This window comes from Pseudomonas sp. BNK-7 (genome assembly GCF_048072025.1).
In the GTDB taxonomy this organism is placed as follows: Bacteria; Pseudomonadota; Gammaproteobacteria; order Pseudomonadales; family Pseudomonadaceae; genus Aquipseudomonas; species Aquipseudomonas danubii.
Window position 1 is genome coordinate 889,182 of sequence record NZ_CP182252.1, and the last position, 20,778, is coordinate 909,959.

14 protein-coding genes are annotated in these 20,778 nt (G+C 64.5%); 11 read left to right on the forward strand and 3 right to left on the reverse strand.

Annotation, left to right across the window (positions count from 1 at the left end):
• Nucleotides 1-5: 5 nt before the first annotated feature.
• The 3 genes from tssK to tagH form a co-directional block, all read right to left on the reverse strand.
• Entirely contained in the window at nt 6-1,340 is a 1,335-nt protein-coding gene (gene tssK, locus ACMGF8_RS04180) for a type VI secretion system baseplate subunit TssK (protein WP_102862287.1), read from the reverse strand.
• A 15-nt stretch (nt 1,341-1,355) separates the two neighbouring features.
• A complete protein-coding gene (gene tssJ, locus ACMGF8_RS04185; RefSeq protein WP_102862288.1) occupies nt 1,356-1,862 on the reverse strand; it encodes a type VI secretion system lipoprotein TssJ in 507 nt (168 codons plus the stop codon).
• A 63-nt stretch (nt 1,863-1,925) separates the two neighbouring features.
• Nucleotides 1,926-3,389 (reverse strand): type VI secretion system-associated FHA domain protein TagH, encoded by a 1,464-nt coding sequence (gene tagH, locus ACMGF8_RS04190; RefSeq protein ID WP_250329728.1) that lies wholly within the window; start codon nt 3,387-3,389, stop codon nt 1,926-1,928.
• Between the two features lie 392 nt (nt 3,390-3,781).
• Here tagH and tssA point away from each other — a divergent pair, with 392 nt between their 5' ends.
• The 11 genes from tssA to ACMGF8_RS04245 all read left to right on the forward strand — a co-directional run bounded on the left by tssA (nt 3,782) and on the right by ACMGF8_RS04245 (nt 20,776).
• Nucleotides 3,782-4,801 carry a type VI secretion system protein TssA gene (tssA, locus tag ACMGF8_RS04195; protein ID WP_102862290.1) on the forward strand — a complete coding sequence of 340 codons (1,020 nt, stop codon included), beginning with the start codon at nt 3,782-3,784 and terminating at the stop codon, nt 4,799-4,801.
• 81 nt (nt 4,802-4,882) lie between these two features.
• Nucleotides 4,883-5,398, forward strand: a complete 516-nt coding sequence (gene tssB / locus ACMGF8_RS04200) for a type VI secretion system contractile sheath small subunit (RefSeq protein WP_025130792.1) — start codon at nt 4,883-4,885, stop codon at nt 5,396-5,398.
• 16 nt (nt 5,399-5,414) lie between these two features.
• Nucleotides 5,415-6,908, forward strand: coding sequence for a type VI secretion system contractile sheath large subunit (gene tssC, locus ACMGF8_RS04205; protein ID WP_102862291.1), 1,494 nt, complete (start codon nt 5,415-5,417; stop codon nt 6,906-6,908).
• Between the two features lie 118 nt (nt 6,909-7,026).
• A complete protein-coding gene (locus ACMGF8_RS04210) occupies nt 7,027-7,515 on the forward strand; it encodes an Hcp family type VI secretion system effector (protein WP_011064257.1) in 489 nt (162 codons plus the stop codon).
• 171 nt (nt 7,516-7,686) lie between these two features.
• Nucleotides 7,687-8,202, forward strand: a complete 516-nt coding sequence (gene tssE / locus ACMGF8_RS04215) for a type VI secretion system baseplate subunit TssE (protein WP_102862292.1) — start codon at nt 7,687-7,689, stop codon at nt 8,200-8,202.
• Nucleotides 8,199-10,058: a type VI secretion system baseplate subunit TssF gene (gene tssF / locus ACMGF8_RS04220; protein ID WP_102862293.1), complete on the forward strand. Its 1,860-nt coding sequence runs from the start codon at nt 8,199-8,201 to the stop codon at nt 10,056-10,058. The genes tssE and tssF overlap by 4 nt, the downstream gene beginning before the upstream one ends.
• Nucleotides 10,022-11,074, forward strand: coding sequence for a type VI secretion system baseplate subunit TssG (tssG, locus tag ACMGF8_RS04225; protein WP_102862294.1), 1,053 nt, complete (start codon nt 10,022-10,024; stop codon nt 11,072-11,074). The genes tssF and tssG overlap by 37 nt, the downstream gene beginning before the upstream one ends.
• Nucleotides 11,067-13,742 (forward strand): type VI secretion system ATPase TssH, encoded by a 2,676-nt coding sequence (gene tssH / locus ACMGF8_RS04230; RefSeq protein WP_102862295.1) that lies wholly within the window; start codon nt 11,067-11,069, stop codon nt 13,740-13,742. Before tssG ends, tssH begins: the two co-directional genes overlap by 8 nt.
• Nucleotides 13,743-13,924: 182 nt before the next feature.
• Complete coding sequence (locus ACMGF8_RS04235) at nt 13,925-15,862, forward strand: type VI secretion system Vgr family protein (RefSeq protein WP_102862296.1); 1,938 nt, start codon at nt 13,925-13,927, stop codon at nt 15,860-15,862.
• 18 nt (nt 15,863-15,880) lie between these two features.
• Complete coding sequence (locus tag ACMGF8_RS04240) at nt 15,881-16,306, forward strand: DcrB-related protein (RefSeq protein ID WP_060844974.1); 426 nt, start codon at nt 15,881-15,883, stop codon at nt 16,304-16,306.
• A gap of 9 nt (nt 16,307-16,315) precedes the next feature.
• Nucleotides 16,316-20,776, forward strand: coding sequence for an RHS repeat-associated core domain-containing protein (locus ACMGF8_RS04245; protein WP_416758784.1), 4,461 nt, complete (start codon nt 16,316-16,318; stop codon nt 20,774-20,776).
• Nucleotides 20,777-20,778 lie beyond the last annotated feature (2 nt).

The window sequence follows — 20,778 nt, forward strand, 5'->3', positions numbered from 1 at the left end:
GCGACTTATCCTCGAATGGCCCAGAAGGCCAGGTTCAAGCCCGGGAATTCCCCGGCGACGTGGAACGCGAAGCCGCCGGAATGAACCAGCTGCTTCCAGTGCTCGCTGCCACGGTCGAGCTCGTAGTAGGTGGAGCCGGCGTGATACGGCAACTGCCGTGGCGCCACCGGCAGCGGCAACAGGCCGATGCCCGGCAACTGCAGGTTGACCAGATCGCGGATGTGCTCCACCGAGCCCACTTTGCTCTGCTGGGCAAAGCGCCCGCGCAGGGTCTCGCCGGGCACGTCGGCGCGCACCACCAGGATGAAGCTGGCGCTCTCCAACAGGGTGCGGTCGGCCAGCATCGCCACATGCACGCCATAGGCTTTCTCGACGATCGGGATCGGCGTCGCCTTGCTGTCGATCAGCATCGACAGGGCCTCGCGCAGGGCCTGCATCACCGGGGCAAAACTCAGGGCCAGCTCATCGTGCTGGTACTGCGGGTACTCAGCGGGGCGTCGAGCGCTGTTGGAGAAGGTCGAGAATTCACCGGCCAGGCTCACCAGCTCGCTGTACAGGCGCTCGGGGTGCAGCGGGCTGATCTGGTTCAGATGGCTGACCAGCGGCTGGGCGCGGTTGACCAGTTGCAGCAGCATGAAGTCGGCGATTTCCGAAGCGCCTCCGGCCCCCGAAGCCACCACCCGTCCGGCCAGGGCTTCGCCCCGCTGGTGCAGCAGGCCCAGCAGCTCGCTGCGAAAGGCGCTCAAGGGCTTGGACGCGGCCACATCCAGCAGCGGCGGGATGTAGCTGTCATCCAGCACCAGGGCACGGTCGGCGCGCTTTTCCTTGACCCGCACCACACCGATGGCGGCGTAGTCGCTGAGGCCGTCCGCCGCGGTCAGCAGGCGCAAGGCCCGGGAACCCACCGCCACCGGCGCACGGTTTTCAAAGGGGGCGTTGTCGTCCCGCACCTCGCGCACCTGGCTCAGGTAGCGGGCAGCGCCCAGTTCCTCGCCTTCGTCCACGGTATCCCGGGCGCCAGCGCGCTTGAGCGGCAGCGCCAGGTACACCAGGCCATCGCGCAGGCTGTCGTCGATGCTCAGCGGGCTCGGCGCCAGGTCGTCATGGGGAATGTTGAACGGTGTGCCGTCGGGCAACAGGCCGCGGGCGCTGACAATGGCCAGCTTGCCCTGGGCCAGCAGGCCCTGATCGATACGCAGCTCGGAGAATCCCCAGGCCCCCGCCGACAGCGGACGGCTGCGGGCATCGATGAGGTTTTCCAGGTAACGGTCATGCTGCTGGAAGTGCTGGGTTCCAATGAACATGCCTTCCGACCAGACCACGCGATTGTTCCAGGACATGGTTGCTCCGATTGCCTATTGGGCAGGGCTGGATGGGGGGGCCACGAGCTCGGCGCTGATCGCGCGGACATCGAGGACGATCTGATACTGATTGTTCAGGCGCTGCGCCGTGTTGACCCCGACTCGCCACAGGGCCTGGTCCACTTCGCGATAGCCCACCAACAGGCCGACCTGACGGGTGGCCGGGTCCAGGGTGCGCTTGAGGGTGAACTGGTCGCCGGGCTTGACCAGCACTTCATCCTGGTCGATGAGGTCCGGGCCCAGGGTGGCCGGGGCCCGCTCCGCCAGGGCGAAGTAGTCGGCGCGCATGAAGGTGGCCGGGTTCTTGAGTTCGAAGATCCGCACCCGCACCGGGGTGCTCAGGCCGTCAGGGCCCGGGTTGAGCCCGGCCACGGCCTGGAAACGCAGCTCCACGGTGGTGGCGCCAGGTTCGTCCTTGGCCGGCTCGGCGGGCGTTGGTGCGTCCTTGGCACAGGCTGCCAGTACCAGCATGGCGACCAATGTCAGTAATCGTTGAATCATCCTGCGTCCTCAATGACGTGTCAGCTGTCCGTGTATCCGTGTGTTCGGGGGGTCCAGGCGCGCTCAGGAACGGCGCAGCCGGTGGGTATGCTCTTCGTAGGCGCGACTGAATTCACGACCGAAAAGGTCCTGGAAATCGTCCTGGGCTTCTTGGGAAATCTGTTTGTAGAGCGCCGTGAACTGCTGCCAGTTCTGCGCCTGCCGCGAACCGCTGAACAGGTTGCCCAGGCCACCGGGGCGGGCCATGCGGGCTTCCAGCTCAGTGGGTTCGAAGCGCCCCAGCAGGTGTTTGATCGCGGCTTCCACGCCGGCCATGACGGCCAGCTGGTGAGCCCGCAAATCGTCGAAGCTCTCCTGCACCGCCTGGTCCGGGGCCATGAACGCCTGGTTGCTGTGGCGCAACAGCAGGAGCATGGCTTCGTCCACGTTAGGGGCGAACTTCAGCGGGTTGTTTTCCACCGGGCGGATCATGGTCTGCTGCATGCGGAACTCGCCCTTGAGGCTGCTGCGGGCACGCAACACATCGATCAGGCCTTCCACCATCAAGCGGTAGCTGCGCCCCAGGCTTTCCATCTGCGCCTGGGCCTGCTGCGGGTCGATGCGCAGCTGGTCCAGCCCGGCGCCCCGCAGGAAGGCTTGCAACAGGTCAGTGTGTGGCTCCGGCTCGGCCGCTGGCGCAACGGGAGCCGCAGGGGCGACTGGGGCAACGGGCACCACGGCTGCGACCTCGATCGGTTGCGGTTGCAGTTGCGGTTGCGGCGCAACTGCACTGAACTCAGCGACGCTGGCAAAGGGGTCCGGGACAACAGGCGGCGCTGCCACTGGCGCTGCGCTCGCCACCGGAGCCGGTCGGGCCGGTGTTTCGCCGAACAGGTCCCAGTCCTCCGGAATCACCGCCGCGCCCTGGGGCGCAGCCGGCTGAGGCGCAGCTACGGGCTGAGGCACGGTCGTGGGGGTCGGCGGGCGAAAGTCGTGCTGCTCGGCGGGCACATGATCGGGCTGAGTGGCCGGAGGCGTGGCGCTCGGAGTCAGGAAATCGAACAGGTCAGGAAAGGTGTCCTGGGCAGAAGCCCCCTGAAAATGCGCCACCGGCGCCATGGCAATCGGCTCGATCGGCGTGGGAGGCGACGAGTGGCGCCCCATCAGCGCTTCGAAACTGTTGGAGCTGTCCCCGGAAAAGGCCTCAACCTGGGCGCGATTGAGACTGAAATCGATCCGCGCACTGATTTCATAATCGCCAATGCGAATAACCTCGCCATCTTCCAATGGCTCACTGCTACCCCGGCGCATACGAATACCGGCACGGACTAACTCCACACCATTAGTACTGTTATCGGTCAAATAATAACGGCCATCCTTGTATTGGATGACACAATGTCGCGCTGAAACTAAGCGCTCGGGATCAGGAAGTACCCAGTCATTATCGGAACTGCGGCCAATTGCCATCATTCCCTGATCCATTAGTTTCTCAGGGCATTGACCAGGGGTGATCTTGTGATAACTAGTGATAGTCAAACACAGCGACATTGCGCCTCCTTGCTGTACTTCCGCGTGCGAACCGGCGGCGGGGAAAAAGTTCCGTAAAAAAAGAAAAACCCGCAAAAAATCCTTTAAACAGCACCGTTCACAGCATGATCGCTCAACTTAAACTACACAGATGACAAAAGCCTTTCGTCCCGCCCCAATCTGACTCGCCGGTCAAGGAACTAAGTAAGTCGACATAACAGTGTCATGCGGGGCGAATAGCTTACCTTGACAAGCCACAACTACTACACCAAAAATGCACAACTTCTTGAACACGGATGATGGCTCACTAATATCAATGAGTCCATGTTAACCAAGAAATGTGCGCGAGTTCACAAACAACTAGTGCATTAATTGCCTGACTGTCCTGCAGGCTGATAGGGAGATCGAACCAGGTGGATGTACCGATGTTGCTCGCCGCTATTTCAGCAACTTCGCCTTGTGGCGAAGACCTGGAATATGACGCGGATTTCTTGCACTTGGAGCGGGCCGCACAAGGCCAGCCCGAGCGCAGCATGGGCGACTCGATCCTGCCGGCCGAGCCGCCGGACTGGCGCAGCGTCCAGCAACAGAGCCTGGACTTGCTGGCCCGCAGCAAAGACCTGCGCATCACCCATTTCCTCCTGCAAAGTACCCTGGCCCTTGAAGGCCTGCCGGGCCTGGCCACCAGTCTCGACCTGATCAACGGTTTGCTCCGTGATTACTGGGCCGAGCTGCACCCGCGCCTGGACGCCGACGACGACAACGACCCCACGGTGCGGATCAATGCCCTGGCCGGCCTGGCAGCAGACTCCACTATCGGCCTGTTGCGCGAAGCCATCCTCACCCGTTCCCGGACCTTCGGCCCGGTGAGCGTGCGCGCGGCGCTGAACGCCGCCGGCCTGCAGCACTTCTCGGGCGAAAGCCTGGGTTCCGATCACTTGGCCGGGGCCCTGCAAGACAGCGACCCAGAGCACCTGGAAGCCATTCGCCACGCCTTGAGCAGCGCTCGCTCGGCGGCCGAATCCATCGAAAAGCAGGTCAGCGAACAAGTGGGTTCCGCCAGCGGCGTTGACCTCAGCGCCCTCAAGCAGCCCCTGCGCCTGGCGCTGCAGGTGCTAAGCCTGCACGCCCCGCAAACCAGCGAAAGCCCGGCCGATGAGCCCGCCGAAGCCCCCGCGAACGAGGCCGGCAACGCGCCCGTGGCGCCAGCCGCAACGCGGATTTCCGGCGAGATCAACAGCCGTGAGGACGTGCTGCGCAGCCTTGACCGGCTGCTGGCCTACTACAGCCGTCACGAGCCTTCGAGCCCGCTGCCGGTGCTGCTCAACCGAGCCAAGAATCTGGTCAACGCCGATTTCGCGGCCATCGTGCGCAATCTGATCCCCGATGGCATGTCCCAATTTGAAAACCTGCGCGGCCCCGAATCCGACTAACCCCGGTACGGCCGAACAGTATCGTCAGCGGCAATCACCGACCGACGCCAACACCGTCGCAACAGCGACCAGGAGCACAACGTGGCGAAGCAAAGTTCTCAAAAGTTCATCGCGCGCAACCGCGCGCCCCGGGTGCAGATCGAGTACGACGTCGAACTCTACGGCGCCGAGAAAAAGGTCCAGCTGCCCTTCGTCATGGGCGTGATGGCTGACCTGGCCGGCAAGCCTGCAGAGCCTCTGGCGGCGGTGGCCGATCGCAAGTTCCTGGAAATCGACGTCGACAACTTCGACTCGCGCCTCAAGGCCATGCAGCCACGGGTCGCGTTCCACGTGCCCAACGAACTGACCGGCGAAGGCAACCTGAGCCTGGACATCACCTTCGAGAGCATGGACGACTTCAGCCCCGCCGCGGTGGCACGCAAGGTCGACTCCCTGAACCAGTTGCTGGAGGCCCGTACCCAACTGGCCAACCTGCTGACCTACATGGACGGCAAGACCGGCGCTGAAGAAATCATCATGAAAGCCATCAAGGATCCGGCGTTGCTCCAGGCCCTGGCGAGTGCGCCAAAACCTGTGGACTCCGAGCCGAACGCGTAAATCAGGACCAACGATCATGACCGAATTGATGCGTGACAATCAGGCCCAACCCGGCGCCACCGAGCAGGCCAGCGAATTCGCTTCGCTGCTGCTGCAGGAATTCAAACCCAAGACCGAGCGCGCTCGCGAAGCCGTGGAAACCGCCGTGCGGACCCTGGCCGAACAGGCCCTGGCGCAGACCGACCTGGTGTCCAACGACGCCATCAAGTCGATCGAATCGATCATCGCCGCCATCGACGCCAAGCTCACCGCCCAGGTCAACCAGGTGATCCATCACCCGGAATTCCAGAAACTGGAAAGCGCCTGGCGTGGCCTGCACTACCTGGTCAACAACACCGAGAGCGACGAGCAGCTGAAGATCCGCGTGCTCAACATCTCCAAGCCGGAGCTGCACAAGACCCTGAAGAAATTCAAGGGCACGGCCTGGGACCAGAGCCCGCTGTTCAAGAAGATGTACGAAGAGGAATACGGCCAGTTCGGCGGCGAGCCTTACGGCTGCCTGGTGGGCGACTACTACTTCGACCAGTCGCCACCGGATGTCGAGCTCTTGGGCGAGCTGTCGAAAGTCTGCGCCGCCATGCACTCCCCGTTCATCGCCGCGGCTTCGCCGACCGTGATGGGCATGGGTTCGTGGCAGGAACTGTCCAACCCGCGCGATCTGACCAAGATCTTCACCACCCCGGAATACGCCGGCTGGCGTTCGCTGCGTGAGTCGGAAGACTCGCGCTACATCGGCCTGACCATGCCGCGCTTCCTGGCGCGCCTGCCGTACGGCGCCAAGACCGACCCGGTGGAAGCCTTCGCCTTCGAAGAAAACACCGACGGCGCCGACAGCTCCAAGTACACCTGGGCCAACGCGGCCTACGCCATGGCGGTGAACATCAACCGTTCGTTCAAGCATTTCGGCTGGTGCTCGCGGATTCGCGGCGTGGAATCCGGTGGCGAGGTGGAAAACCTCCCGGCCCACACCTTCCCCACCGACGACGGTGGCGTGGACATGAAGTGCCCGACCGAGATCGCCATCTCCGACCGCCGTGAAGCGGAACTGGCGAAGAACGGCTTCATGCCGCTGCTGCACAAGAAGAACACCGACTTCGCTGCCTTCATCGGCGCCCAGTCGCTGCAGAAGCCCGCCGAGTACGACGACCCGGACGCCACCGCCAACGCCAACCTGGCCGCGCGCCTGCCGTACCTGTTCGCCACCTGCCGCTTCGCCCATTACCTGAAGTGCATCGTGCGCGACAAGATCGGCTCCTTCAAAGAGAAGGACGAGATGCAGCGCTGGCTGCAGGACTGGATCCTCAACTACGTCGACGGTGATCCGGCGCACTCCACCGAAACCACCAAGGCCCAGCACCCACTGGCCGCGGCGGAAGTGGTGGTCGAGGAAGTCGAAGGCAACCCGGGCTACTACAACTCGAAGTTCTTCCTGCGCCCGCACTACCAGCTCGAAGGGCTGACCGTGTCGTTGCGCCTGGTATCCAAACTGCCGTCCGCCAAGGGCGCCTGACCCATAACCGACTCAAACCTGTCGCCGTCGCCACAAGCCGCGCAAGGTCCCCAGGGCCTCGCGCAGCGGCGCCAGACGCTGAATCAACATCGTGGCAAGTGCCACACAGGGAGAAAACATGGCTGTTGATATTTTCATCAAGATCGGTGACATCAAGGGCGAGTCCATGGACAAAGCCCACAAAGACGAAATCGACGTGCTGAACTGGAGCTGGGGCATGTCCCAGTCCGGCAACATGCACGTGGGTGGCGGCGGCGGTGCGGGCAAGGTGAACATCCAGGACCTGTCGCTGACCAAGTACGTCGACAAGGCCTCGCCGAACCTGATGATGCATTGCTCCAGCGGCAAGCACATCGACAAGGTGCGCCTGACCGTGCGCAAGGCCGGCGGCGAAAGCCAGGTCGAGTACATGATCATCGACCTGGAAGAAGTGCTGATCACCTCGCTGAGCACCGGCGGTTCGGGCAGCGATGACCGCCTGACCGAAAACATCACCCTGAACTTCGCTCAGGTGATGGTCGAGTACCAGCCGCAGAAAGCCGACGGCACCAAGGACGGCGGCCCGATCAAGTACGGCTGGAACATCCGCTCGAACACCAAGCGCTGATCCGCTGCGGTCGCGCCGCGGCGGCGAAAGATCCGGGCCATGCTGCATGCTTGGCCCGGGTTGCGAGGACGTTGTCCTCGTTCGCAGCCTGCGGCAGCGGCTACAGGGGTGTGCGCCTGTGCCCCTTTTCGTGACGTCATGCCTGCGCAATCCGATCCTGGAGCGAACCCTTTGGTAACCGACATCGCCGCCCGCGATCGCTTGCAACCCTCTTTGCTGGATCGTCTGACCGACGATGAACCCGGCAACCTGAAAGAAAGCCCGGACAAGCGCGTGCTGTCCCTGAGCCAGCTCAAGGCCTCGGTACTGCGCGACCTGGCCTGGCTGCTCAACACCACTTCCCTGCTGGAAGCCGATGCCACCTTGCACACCCCCGCCGGTACGTCGGTGGTCAACTACGGCTTGCCGGCCCTGGCCGGGTACAGCGCGTCGAGCATCGATATTCCGGCCCTGGAAAGCCTGATCCACCAGGCCATCGCCACCTTCGAACCACGCATCCTGCGCAGCACCTTGCGGGTTCGCGCGCGCACCGCGCCCGGCGAGATGAACCACAACGCCCTGAGCTTCGAGATCGAGGGCGATCTGTGGGCCCAGCCGATGCCCCTGCGCCTGCTGCTGCAAACCGACATGGACCTGGAATCCGGGCATGTCCGGGTGGTGCAAGCCGACTCCCGGAGGCGCTCATGAATCCGCGCCTGTTGGAGCTGTACAACCAGGAACTGCACCACGTGCGCGAAAGCGCCGCGGAGTTCGCCAAGGAATACCCGAAGATCGCCAGCCGCCTGACCCTGTCGGGCATGGACTGCGCCGACCCCTATGTCGAGCGCCTGCTGGAAGGCTTCGCCTATCTGACCGCCCGGGTGCAGTTGAAGCTCGATGCCGAGTACCCGACCTTCACCCACAACCTGCTGGAGATCGCCTACCCGCACTACCTGGCGCCGACCCCGTCGATGACCGTGGTGCAGTTACAGGCCGATCCCGATGAAGGCTCCCTGAGCAGCGGCTTCACCCTGGAGCGCGACACCAGCCTGCGGGCCGCCCTGAGCCGCGACACCCAGACCTGCTGCGAGTACCGCACCGCCCACGCGGTGACGCTGTGGCCGCTGCAAGTCAGCCAGGCCGAATACTTCGGCAACCCGGCAGCGGTGCTCGGACGCCTGGCCGCCAACGAGCCCAAGGCCAAGGCCGGGCTGCGCCTGACCCTGCGCACCGGCGCCGAACTGCCGTTCAACAGCCTGGCCCTGGAGCAGTTGCCGCTGTACCTGAATGGCAACGACGAGCTGCCGTTCCGTCTCTACGAACAGTTGCTGGGCAACGCCTGTGCGGTGTTCGCCCGGGCTCCGGGCAGCGACTGGGTCGAGCGCCTGCCACTGGACGCCCTGCGCTCCCGTGGCTTCGACGACCGCGACGCGGCCCTGCCAGTGGTGCCCCAGGCCTTCCAGGGCTATCGCCTGCTGCAAGAATACTTCGCCCTGCCCAACCGCTTCCTGTTCGTCGAATTCGCCCAGCTGGGCCGTGCGGTACAACGCTGCGCCGGCCAGGAGCTGGAGCTGATCGTACTCTTCGAGCGCTTCGACCAGAGCCTGGAAGGCGGCGTCGGCACCGCCCAGTTCGTGCCCTTCTGCACCCCGGCGATCAACCTGTTTCCCAAGCGACTGGACCGCATCCACCTGTCCGACCGGGTCAACGAGCACCATGTGATCGCCGACCGCACCCGGCCCATGGATTTCGAAGTGCACTCGCTGACCGCCATCAGTGGCCACGGCACCGGGCCGGAGCAGCCATTCCTGCCGTTCTACGCGGTGCGCGACCCGTCCCGCTACGGCCGCGACCAGGCTTACTACATCGTCCGCCGCGAACCCCGGGTGCTGTCCAGCGACCAGCGCCGCAACGGCCCGCGCTCCACTTACATCGGCAGCGAATCCTTCGTCAGCCTGGTGGACAGCCAGCAGGCGCCCTACCGCCATGACTTGCGCCAGCTCGGGGTTAGTGCCCTGTGCACCAACCGCGACCTGCCGCTGTTCATGAACACCGGCAACGCCAAGACCGACTTCACCCTGGCCGACAGCGCCCCGGTGCAGGCCATCCGCTGCCTGGCCGGCCCCAGCCGACCACGCCCCAGCCACGCCCATGACGGCAAGGCCTGGCGCCTGATCAGCCAGCTGTCGCTGAACTACCTGTCCCTGAGCGAACAGGGCCAGGGCGCAGCGGCCCTGCGCGAGCTGTTGCGGCTGTATGGCGACAGCAACGACGCGGCTCTGCAATTGCAGATTGAGGGCCTGCGGGAAGTCAGCAGCAAGGCGGTGACCCGGCGCCTGCCGATGCCCGGGCCGATCGTCTTCGGCCGGGGCCTGGAGATCACCCTGCAATTCGACGAAAACGCGTTTCGCGGTACCGGGGTGTTCCTGCTCGGCGCGGTCTTCGAGCGCTTCCTGGCACGTTACGTGTCGATCAACAGTTTTACCGAGACGGTGATCCGTACCACCGAACGCGGCGAGATCATGCGATGGAAAGCCAAGCCCGGACGTCGTCCGACTCTTTGAATACGCTGACGGCGATGCACGCCGAGCCCTGGGAGTACGACTTCTTCCAGGCCCTGCGGCGTATCGAATGCCTGTCGCCGCAACTGCCGCGCTTCGGTCACTCCCTGCGCCTGGCGGACGATCCGCTGCGCCTGGGCCAACAGGCCGATTGCACCTTCGCGCCCTCGACCCTGGCTTCGGTCACCCCGGGCAGCGACGGCGCGGCCACGCGCCTGGAGCAGTTCTTCTTCGGCCTGGGCGGGCCCAACGGCCCCCTGCCGCTGCACATCACCGAGTACGTGCGCGAACGCCAGCGCAACAACGCCGACAGCACCAGCAAGCGCTTTCTCGATGTGTTCCACCATCGCCTGCTGAGCCTGTTCTACCGCGCCTGGGCCGAAGCCCGGCCGACGGTGAGCCACGACCGCCCGGACGACGACTACTGGTCCGCGCGCCTAGCGGCCCTGAGTGGCCGGGGCATGCCCAGCCTGCTCAAGCAGGGGTTGATTCCCGACACCGCCAAGCTGCACTACAGCGGCCACCTGGCGGCCCAGACCCGCTACCCGGACGGCCTGCGCGCCATCATCGGCGAGTACTTCGGCCTGCCGGTGGCGATCGAGGAATACGTCGGCCAGTGGCTGGAGCTGCCCGAGCGCAGCCGGGTCGGGGTGCAGTCCCATCAGCTGGGGGTGGACTTCTGCCTGGGCAGCCACGTCTGGGACCGCCAGCACAAATTCCGCATTCGCCTGGGTCCGCTGAAGTTGGAGGACTACCAGGGGATGCTGCCCGACGGCCAGCCGTTCAAGGAACTGGTGGCCTGGGTCGCCGAATACCTGGGCTTCGAGCTGGACTGGGACCTGAACCTGGTCCTGCTCAAGGACGAAGTGCCCAGGCTGCAACTCAACGGCCGCCAGCGCCTGGGTTTCAACACCTGGCTCGGTCAACCCGGCAGTGATGCCAAGGATCTCATACTGGCCCGGCACTACGCCGACCTGGCCACTACCTCACGTACACCAAGGAGCACAGAGCATGGGTGAAATCAGTCGCGCGGCGCTGTTCGGCAAACTCAACAGCGTTGCCTACAAAGCCATCGAAGCCGCCACGGTCTTCTGCAAGTTGCGGGGCAATCCCTATGTGGAACTGGCCCACTGGCTGCACCAGTTGCTGCAACTTACGGACTCGGACCTGCACCGCATCATCCGCCAGTTCAACCTGGAGCCGGCGCGCCTGGCCAAGGACCTGACCGAAGCCCTGGATCGCCTGCCCCGGGGCTCGACCTCGATCACCGACCTGTCGTCCCACGTCGAGGAAGCGGTGGAACGCGGCTGGGTCTACGGCAGCCTGATGTTCGGCGAAAGCCAGGTGCGCACCGGCTACCTGGTGATCGGCATCCTCAAGACGCCGAGCCTGCGCCACGCGCTGCTGGGGCTGTCCCGGGAGTTCGACAAGATCAAGATCGAGGCCCTGTGCGAGCGTTTTGACGAGTACATCGGCGACTCGCCGGAAAACGCCCTGAGCGCCAGCGACGGTTTCACTGCCGGCGCGGTGCCGGGCGAAGCCAGCGGCGCCATGGCCCCCAGCGCCCTGGGCAAGCAGGAAGCCCTCAAGCGCTTCACCGTTGACCTCACCGAGCAGGCCCGTAGCGGCAAGCTCGACCCCATCGTCGGCCGTGACGAAGAGATTCGCCAACTGGTGGACATCCTCATGCGCCGCCGCCAGAACAACCCGATCCTCACCGGCGAAGCCGGGGTCGGCAAGACCGCGGTGGTGGAAGGTTTCGCCCTGCGCATCGTCGCCGGCGACGTGCCGCCCGCGCTCAAGGACGTCGAGCTGCGCAGCCTGGATGTCGGCCTGCTGCAGGCCGGTGCCAGCATGAAGGGCGAGTTCGAACAGCGCCTGCGCCAGGTCATCGAAGACGTCCAGGCTTCGCCCAAGCCGATCATCCTGTTCATCGACGAAGCCCACACCCTGGTGGGCGCCGGTGGCGCCGCCGGCACCGGCGATGCGGCCAACCTGCTCAAACCAGCCCTGGCCCGCGGCACCCTGCGTACCGTGGCCGCCACCACCTGGGCCGAGTACAAGAAGCACATCGAGAAAGACCCGGCCCTGACCCGGCGCTTCCAGGTGGTGCAAGTGGCCGAGCCGTCGGAAGACAAGGCGCTGCTGATGATGCGCGGCGTGGCCTCGACCATGGAGCAGCACCATCAGGTGCAGATCCTCGACGAAGCCCTGGAAGCCTCGGTCAAACTGTCCCATCGCTACATTCCGGCGCGCCAGTTGCCAGACAAATCCGTCAGCCTGCTGGACACCGCCTGCGCCCGCGTCGCCATCAGCCTGCACGCCGTGCCGGCCGAGGTGGACGACAGCCGCCGGCGCATCGAGGCCCTGGAAACCGAGCTGCAGATCATCGCCCGGGAACAGGCGATCGGCGTGGCCATCGGCAACCGTCAGGTCAACAGCGAAAACCTCCTGGCCGCCGAGCGCGAGCGCCTGGCCGAACTGGAAAGCCGCTGGGCGCAAGAGAAGACCCTGGTGGACGAACTGCTGGCGACCCGCGCCCAACTGCGGGAAAACGTCGGCCTGGTGGACAGCGACGTTGGCGACGCAAGCCACGGCCTGCGGGAAAAGCTGCTGGACCTGCAACAGCGCCTGACGGCCCTGCAAGGCGAAACCCCGTTGATCCTGCCGACCGTGGATTACCAGGCGGTGGCCTCGGTGGTCGCCGACTGGACCGGGATTCCCGTGGGCCGCATGGCCCGCAACGAGCTGGAAACCGTGCTCAACCTCGACCAGCACCTGAAGAAACGCATCATCGGCCAGGACCACGCCCTGCAGATGATCGCCAAGCGCATCCAGACCTCCCGCGCCGGCCTCGACAACCCCAACAAGCCGATTGGTGTGTTCATGCTGGCGGGCACCTCCGGGGTGGGCAAGACCGAAACCGCCCTGGCCCTGGCCGAAGCCATGTACGGCGGTGAGCAGAACGTCATCACCATCAACATGAGCGAGTTCCAGGAAGCCCACACCGTGTCCACCCTCAAGGGCGCCCCGCCGGGCTATGTCGGCTACGGCGAAGGCGGCGTGCTCACCGAAGCGGTGCGGCGCAAGCCGTACAGCGTGGTGCTGCTGGACGAAGTGGAAAAGGCTCACCCGGATGTGCACGAGATCTTCTTCCAGGTGTTCGACAAAGGCGTCATGGAAGACGGCGAAGGCCGCATGATCGACTTCAAGAACACCCTGATCCTGCTCACCACCAACGCCGGCACCGAGCTGATCGCCAACGTCTGCAAGAACCCGCAGACCCTGCCCGAGCCGGAAGAGATCGCCAAGGCCCTGCGCCAGCCATTGCTGGAGATCTTTCCGCCGGCGCTGCTGGGGCGCCTGGTGACCATCCCCTACTACCCGCTGAGCGACGACATGCTCAAGGCGATCACCCGCCTGCAACTGGGACGGATCAAGAAGCGCGTGGAAAGCACCCACAAGGTGGATTTCGATTTCGACGACGAGGTCATCGACCTGATCGTTTCCCGTTGCACCGAGACCGAGAGTGGTGGCCGCATGATCGACGCCATCCTCACCAACAGCCTGCTGCCGGACATGAGCCGCGAGTTCCTCACCCGCATGCTCGAAGGCCGCGCGCTGGCCGGGGTGCGCATTCGCCAGCGGGACAACGAATTGCACTACGACTTCAGCGAGCCGGCCTGAGCCCGGGTTCCCTGTAGCCGCTGCCGCAGGCTGCGAACGAGCTGGGCGGCACTGCGCCGCAGCGGTCGCGCCCTTGAGGGCCAGAGAAGGCCCTTCGGGCCTTGTCGCAGCCTGCGGCAGCGGCTACAGGGAGCGCGCCGAACGCAGTGTTCAGGCACACCACGCATTCAACGAGACTGACGATGCTATTTCAGCAATCCACACGACTGGCACAGGTCAATTGCCCACTGGGACCGGATGTCCTGCTGCTCAACAGCATGGGCGGCGGCGAAGAGCTGGGGCGCTTGTTCGATTACCAGCTGCAGCTGACTTCCAGCGACGCCAACATCGACCTCAACCAGCTGCTGGGCAAACCCATGGGCCTGAGCGTGCAGTTGGACGACGGCAGCCAGCGCTATTTCCACGGCATCGTGGCCCGCTGCAGCCAGAACGTCGACAGCGGCCAGTTCGCCAGTTACCAGGTGACCCTGCGCCCCTGGCTGTGGCTGCTCAGCCGCACCTCCGACTGCCGGATTTTCCAGCACCTGAGCATCCCGCAGATCATCAAGCAGGTGTTTCGCGACCTGGGCTTTTCCGATTTCGAAGACGCCCTGAGCCGTCCCTATCGGGAGTGGGAATACTGCGTGCAGTACCGCGAGACCAGCTTCGACTTCGTCAGCCGGCTGATGGAACAGGAAGGCATCTACTACTTCTTCCGCCACGAGAAGGACCGCCACGTGCTGGTGCTGGCTGACGCCTACGGCGCCCACAGCAGCGTGCCCGGCTACGCCTCGGTGCCCTACTACCCCCGGGACGAGCAACAGCGCGAGCGCGACCATATCTTCGACTGGCACCTGGCCCAGGAAGTCCAGCCCGGCTCCCTTGAGCTCAACGACTACGACTTCCAGCGCCCCAGCGCACGGATCGACGTGCGCTCGGCCATGCCGCGCCCCCACAGCGCCGGCGACTACCCGCTTTACGATTACCCCGGCACCTACGTGCAGAGCAGCGACGGCGAGCACTACGCGCAGACCCGCATCGAAGCCCTGCAAAGCCTGCACGAGCGCATCGAACTGAGCGGCAATGCCCGTGGCCTGGGGGTGGGCAACCTGTTCAACCTCACCGGCTTCAGCCGCCAGGACCAGAACCGCGAGTACCTGATCGTCGGCATCCACTACTACGTGGTCCAGGAGAGCCTGGAGACCGGCGGCAGCGGCGGCTCGGCACAGTTCGAAAGCCACCTGACCTGCATCGACGCCCAGCAGAGTTTCCGCCCCCTGGCCAAGACCCAGCGACCCATCGTCCAGGGCCCGCAGACCGCGCGGGTGGTGGGCCCGGCCGGGGAAGAGATCTGGACCGACCAATATGGCCGGGTCAAGGTGCACTTCCATTGGGACCGCCACGACCAGTCCAACGAGAACAGCTCGTGCTGGATTCGCGTGTCCCAGGCCTGGGCCGGCAAGAACTGGGGCTCGATGCAGATCCCGCGCATCGGCCAGGAGGTGATCGTCAGCTTCCTCGAAGGCGACCCCGACCGCCCGATCATCACCGGCCGGGTGTACAACGCCGAGCAGACCGTGCCCTACGACCTGCCGGCCAACGCCACCCAGAGCGGGATGAAGAGTCGTTCGAGCAAGGGCGGCAGCCCGGCCAACTTCAACGAAATCCGCATGGAAGACAAAAAGGGCGCCGAGCAGCTGTACATCCACGCCGAGCGCAACCAGGACATCGTGGTCGAGGTCAACGAAAGCCACTCGGTGGGCAACAACCGCAACAAGAGCATCGGCCACGACGAGTACGTGACCATCGGCAACAAGCGCACGCGCATCGTCCAGCACGTGGATGAGCTGACGGTGGGCGAGAAGAAGCTCGACAGCATCGGCCAGAGCTACGTGATCGAGGTCGGCGAACGCCTGCGCCTGGTGTGCGGGGCCAGCATCCTGGAGCTCAATGCCAGCGGCCAGATCAACCTGTGCGGGGTCAACATCAGCGTGCATGCCTCGGCCGATGCCGAGATCAATACCGGTGGCGTGCTGCACCTGAACAACGGCGGCGGCCCGGGCACCACCACCGAGGGCCAGGGTGTGCAGGGCGCCATCAGCGCCAAGGCCAAAGCCCCCTTTTCCGCCCCCAAAGGCTAACGAACGGATGCCCATGCCATGACCTATCGCCTCAATGAATTGCAGTTCCAGCCCCCTGCCGGCGAACTGCAGGACGCCTCGATCAACATCCTCAAGTTCCCGGCCCTGGGCACTTCGCTGATCGTCAGCCGCAGCCTGCTGGGCGACGGCGAAACCCTGGAGAGCAGCCTGGCCAGCCAGTTGCAGCGGCTGGAACAGCAAGTGCAGGAACTGCGGGTCAAGGGTCCGCAGCCGGTGCTGCTGGGCCCGGCCCAGGACATTCCGGGCCTGGAGCTGCGCAGCCAGTTCAGCAAGGGCAGCGAAAAGGTGTTCCAGTTCCAGCTGGCCCTGGTGCTGCCGGGCACCCGGCAGATGCTCGCCATGAGCTACGTCAAGGCGCAGAAACTCGGCGACGCCGAAGCCGCGCATTGGGCGCAGATCAAGCACAGCCTGGTGCTGGGCTGAGACCGGGGCATGTCTGACGCGCTGTGGGCCGCCCGACTGGGCGACGGGCTGGAACACACCTCGATGATGGCCGACATCCTCGGCGGCGTGCTGGAGGTGGCGGCCAACGTCGCCATCGGCGCCCTGGCGACCATGGCGGTGGCCGCGGCGGCGGGCATCACCGTGGCCACCGGCGGCCTCGGTGCCTGCGTACTGGGGCTGGTGGTGGGCGTGGTGGTCGGCGTGGTCATGAGCAAGACCGGCGCCGACAAGGGCTTGAGCAATTTATGCGAGGGCATCGCCAATGCCCTGTTCCCGCCCTCGATCCAGGCCACCATCGCCAGCGGTTCGAAAAAGGTCCTGACCAACAACAAACCGGCGGCCCGCGCGGCCGGTATCGCCCCGCCGTCGCATATCAACGGCGACGGCGCCGAAGAAGGCGAAGCCACCGACACCCCTTCGGCGACCCCGGAAGAAGGCCCGGGCTTTCTCGACATGGCCAAGGAATTCTTCTCGCAGATGTGGCGGCCCACCGTGGCCTCCCCGGCGCCCGGCTCGCAGACCAAGGAACTGGACCTGGTGACCTGCACCAAGCACCCGCCGATGCCCCTGCAGTACCTGGCCGAAGGCTCGGAGAAGGTCAGCATCGACGGCCAGCCGGCGGTGCGCAGCGGCGACCGCAGCACCTGCGACGCCAAGGTGGTGTCCGCCGGACCGATCTCTCCCGACGTGACCATCGGCGGCGGCTCGGTGGTGGTGCGCGAGATCCGCAGCGGCAAGACCCCGGGGGTTGGCCTGGCGGTGAGCGCGCTGATGATGCTCAAGGGCGGCAAGGGCAAGTTCCTCAGCAACCTGCCGTGCATGCTGATGGCCGGGGTCAATTCGTTTGTCGTCAGCCAGGCCACCAATGCGCTGACCCAGGCCGTCGTCGCCTCGACCCATCCGGTGCATGCCGCAACCGGGGCCAAGGTGCTCGGGGCCGACGACGATCTGGATTTCACCCTGCCAGGGCTGATGCCCATCGAATGGCAACGCTTCTACAACAGCCGCGACGAACGCCGTGACGGCCTGCTCGGGGCCGGCTGGAGCCTGCCTTACGAGGTCAGCATCCAGATCGAGCCCCATCCCGAGGGCGGCGAACGCCTGCTCTACATTGATGAGCAGGGACGCCGCATCGACATGGGTGCCATTGCCCTGGGCGGCGGAGCCTTCAGCCCCGGTGAAGGCTTGAGCGTGCGACGCAACGACAACGGGCAGTTGCTGATCGAAAGCAGCGACGGCCTCTACCGTCTGTTCGAGCCGCTGGCGGGCGACCCTTCGCGGTTGCGCCTGAGCCAGCTGGGGGACCGCAACGACAATCGCCTGCACCTGGAATACGACTCGTCCGGGCGGCTCTGGCTGCTGCGCGATACCTTTGAACAGGCGCAGCTCGAACTGGGCTACAGCACGCGCTGGCCCGGTCGGATTGCCCAGGTTGAACGGCTGTACCCCGACCAGCAACGGGAAGTGATGGTCAGCTATGACTACGATGCCGCAGGGAACCTGGCACAGGTCCGCGATAGCGAAGGGCAGGTCCAGCGGCGCTTCGCCTATGACGCCGGCCACCGGATGACCGAGCACCAGTTGGCCACCGGACTGCGCTGCTTCTACCAGTGGACACTGTTCGCCGACCAGCAGTGGCGAGTGACCCGTCACTGGACCGACGAAGGCGATAGCTATCAGTACGACTATGATCTGGAGGCCGGAATCACCCAGGTCACCGACAGCCTGCAACGCCTCAGCCGCCGTCGCTGGAACAGCCAGTTGCAGATCGTCGAGTACACCGACAACCTCAACCAGACATGGGCCTTCGAGTGGAACGACGAACGCCAACTGCTCAGCGCCACCGACCCCTTGGGAGGGCGCTATGCCTATAGCTACGACGAAACCGGCAACCTGATCGCCGAGACCGATCCTCTGGGACACAGCCACTCGACCTTGTGGCTGGAGCACTGGTCGCTGCCACAGACCCTGACCGACCCTGCCGGCAAAAGCTGGCACTTGCGCTACGACCCCCGAGGCAATTGCATCGCCGAAACAGACCCGTTAGGCCAGGTGACTCAGTACCGCCACGACGCACACGGGCAGGTGGTGGAGATCATCGATGCCGCGGGAAGAAGCCGGAAGATGCGCTGGAACTCGTCCGGACAACTGCTTGAACACCTGGATTGCTCGGGCTATCCGACCCGCTTCGAATACGATCGACGTGGCAACGTGAAAGCCATCATCGATGCCCTTGGCGAGTACACCCGGTTCCATTACGACGGCCAGGGACGGTTGCTGAGCAGCCAACTGGCCGATGGCCGCGCCGAGCATTTTCAACGCAGCAGCAACGGCCAACTGCAGGGCTACACCGACCCGTCCGGCTACACCACGCTCTACCAGTACAACCGGCGCGGGCAGATACGCCAGCGCACCGACGCCCACGGCCGGCAGGTCCGGTTCGACTATGACGCGTTCGGACGGCTGCTGGCACTCACCAACGAAAACGGCGAAAGCTATCGCTTTGCCTGGGATGCCGGCAACCGTCTGAGCGAACAGCAGGACCTCGACGGCAGTGCCAAGCGCTATGGCTATGACCCACTGAACAACGTCGTCGAACTCCAGGCTCATGCCGCGCCTTATGGCACCGGACTGAGCGCCGTGCCCGCGCAACCAGTCGCGCCGATCATCCACAGGTTCGAGCGCGATGCCGTGGGGCGGCTGCTGGCCAAGATCACGGACGATGGGCGCAGCCAATACACCTACGATCCCTTGAACCAACTGACCGCCGCCAGCTTTACCGACAACCTCGGCAACCAGCAGGCACTGAGTTTCAGCTACGACGCCCTGGGCCAATTACTCGAAGAACACACAGCGGCCGGCAGCCTGAAACACCGATACGACGAACTGGGCAATCTGACTCAGACCCAGCTACCGGACGCGCGCTGGCTCAATCGGCTCTATTACGGCAGCGGCCATCTGCACCAGATCAATCTCGATGGCCAGGTAATCAGCGATTTTCAACGTGATCGCCTGCACCGTGAAGTGCTGCGCACCCAGGGTCAGATCAGCACCCACAGCGAATACGACCGTTGTGGCCGCCTGCGCGCACGCCTGCGGCATTCCAGCCTGCTGGCAAACACCTTGCCGACAGCCCCGGAACGGCACCTCGAGTACGACGACAGCGATAACCTGGTGGGCCTGGCCGAGCGGCATGTCAACGGGCAATATCGGCAACTGTTCCATTACGACGCGACCGGGCGAATCATCGCCAGCCAGGACGGCCTGCAGGGCCAGAAGGAAACCTTCGCCTACGACGCCGCCGCCAATTTGCTTGACGGCCCGAAAGCAGGCGCCGGGCTGGTGGTGCACAACAAGTTGCTGACCTACCAGGACAAGCGCTACCGCTACGATGCCTTTGGGCGAATGATTGAAAAACGCAGTGGTCGGCGAGGCGTGCAACGGTTTGCCTACGATGCCGAACACCGCTTGATCGAAGTGCGCAATCAGACCGCCAGCGGCGAAACCCTGGTCAGGATGCGTTACGACGTCCTGGGTCGACGCATCAGCAAGCGTGAGTACGACAGCCAGGGCAACCTTCTGGGTGAAACCCGATTCATCTGGGATGGCCTGCGGCTGCTGCAGGAACAGCGCAATCAACAGACCAGCCTCTATGTCTATGAAGACCTGGGCCACGCGCCCCTGGCGCGGGTCGATGGCCTCGGCGCGCAGCAGAAGATCCGCTACTACCACAACGACCTGAATGGCCTGCCTCACCAGCTTTGCGAGCCTGACGGCCACAGCGTCTGGCAGGCCCGCTATCAGGTCTGGGGCAACACCCTCGAAGAAATACGCGAGCCCTACTACATCGAGGAACAGAATCTCAGGTTCCAGGGCCAGTACCTGGACCGCGAGACCGGGCTGCACTTCAACACGTTCCGTTTCTACGACCCGGATATCGGGCGCTTCACCACGCCGGACCCCATCGGCCTGGCCGGAGGCTTGAACCTTTATCACTATGCTCCCAACCCCATCGGCTGGATCGACCCGCTGGGCTGGATCTGCAAATCGGCCTACAGCGGCAGAAGGGGCACCACAAAGGCCAAGGCCGACCTCGAGAGGAACGGTTTCACGGTGGTAGGTGAAGAATTGACCATGAAGGTCAAGCATCCTGTCACCCAGAAGTCCTACCGCATCAGGGCAGATATCATCGCCAAGGACAAAGCCGGCAACTACCACGTGTTCGAAGTCAAAAATGGCAGCGGCAAACTGACCAAGAACCAACAGGGATCGGGGATGTTCGACATGAGCAACCCGGCCAATACCAACGGTGGCCTGGGCGGCGGCCTGATCAAGCCGTCGGGCGCCACCCAAGGCCAGTTCGAAGTTGCGACCAAAAGCGGCAAAGGCACACCGTTCGGTGGAAATGGCGCACAGCATCCGGCCAACTTCTGGCTTCTTCGCTATTGAAC

What these genes read in the sequence shown, in the direction of transcription:
- tssK (WP_102862287.1), bottom strand. Translation starts at nt 1,340, where the DNA reads ATGTCCTGGAACAATCGCGTGGTCTGGTCGGAAGGCATGTTCATTGGA.
- tssJ (WP_102862288.1), bottom strand. Translation starts at nt 1,862, where the DNA reads ATGATTCAACGATTACTGACATTGGTCGCCATGCTGGTACTGGCAGCC.
- tagH (WP_250329728.1), bottom strand. Translation starts at nt 3,389, where the DNA reads ATGTCGCTGTGTTTGACTATCACTAGTTATCACAAGATCACCCCTGGT.
- tssC (WP_102862291.1), top strand. Translation starts at nt 5,415, where the DNA reads ATGACCGAATTGATGCGTGACAATCAGGCCCAACCCGGCGCCACCGAG.
- ACMGF8_RS04210 (WP_011064257.1), top strand. Translation starts at nt 7,027, where the DNA reads ATGGCTGTTGATATTTTCATCAAGATCGGTGACATCAAGGGCGAGTCC.
- tssF (WP_102862293.1), top strand. Translation starts at nt 8,199, where the DNA reads ATGAATCCGCGCCTGTTGGAGCTGTACAACCAGGAACTGCACCACGTG.
- tssG (WP_102862294.1), top strand. Translation starts at nt 10,022, where the DNA reads ATGGAAAGCCAAGCCCGGACGTCGTCCGACTCTTTGAATACGCTGACG.
- tssH (WP_102862295.1), top strand. Translation starts at nt 11,067, where the DNA reads ATGGGTGAAATCAGTCGCGCGGCGCTGTTCGGCAAACTCAACAGCGTT.
- ACMGF8_RS04235 (WP_102862296.1), top strand. Translation starts at nt 13,925, where the DNA reads ATGCTATTTCAGCAATCCACACGACTGGCACAGGTCAATTGCCCACTG.
- ACMGF8_RS04240 (WP_060844974.1), top strand. Translation starts at nt 15,881, where the DNA reads ATGACCTATCGCCTCAATGAATTGCAGTTCCAGCCCCCTGCCGGCGAA.
- ACMGF8_RS04245 (WP_416758784.1), top strand. Translation starts at nt 16,316, where the DNA reads ATGTCTGACGCGCTGTGGGCCGCCCGACTGGGCGACGGGCTGGAACAC.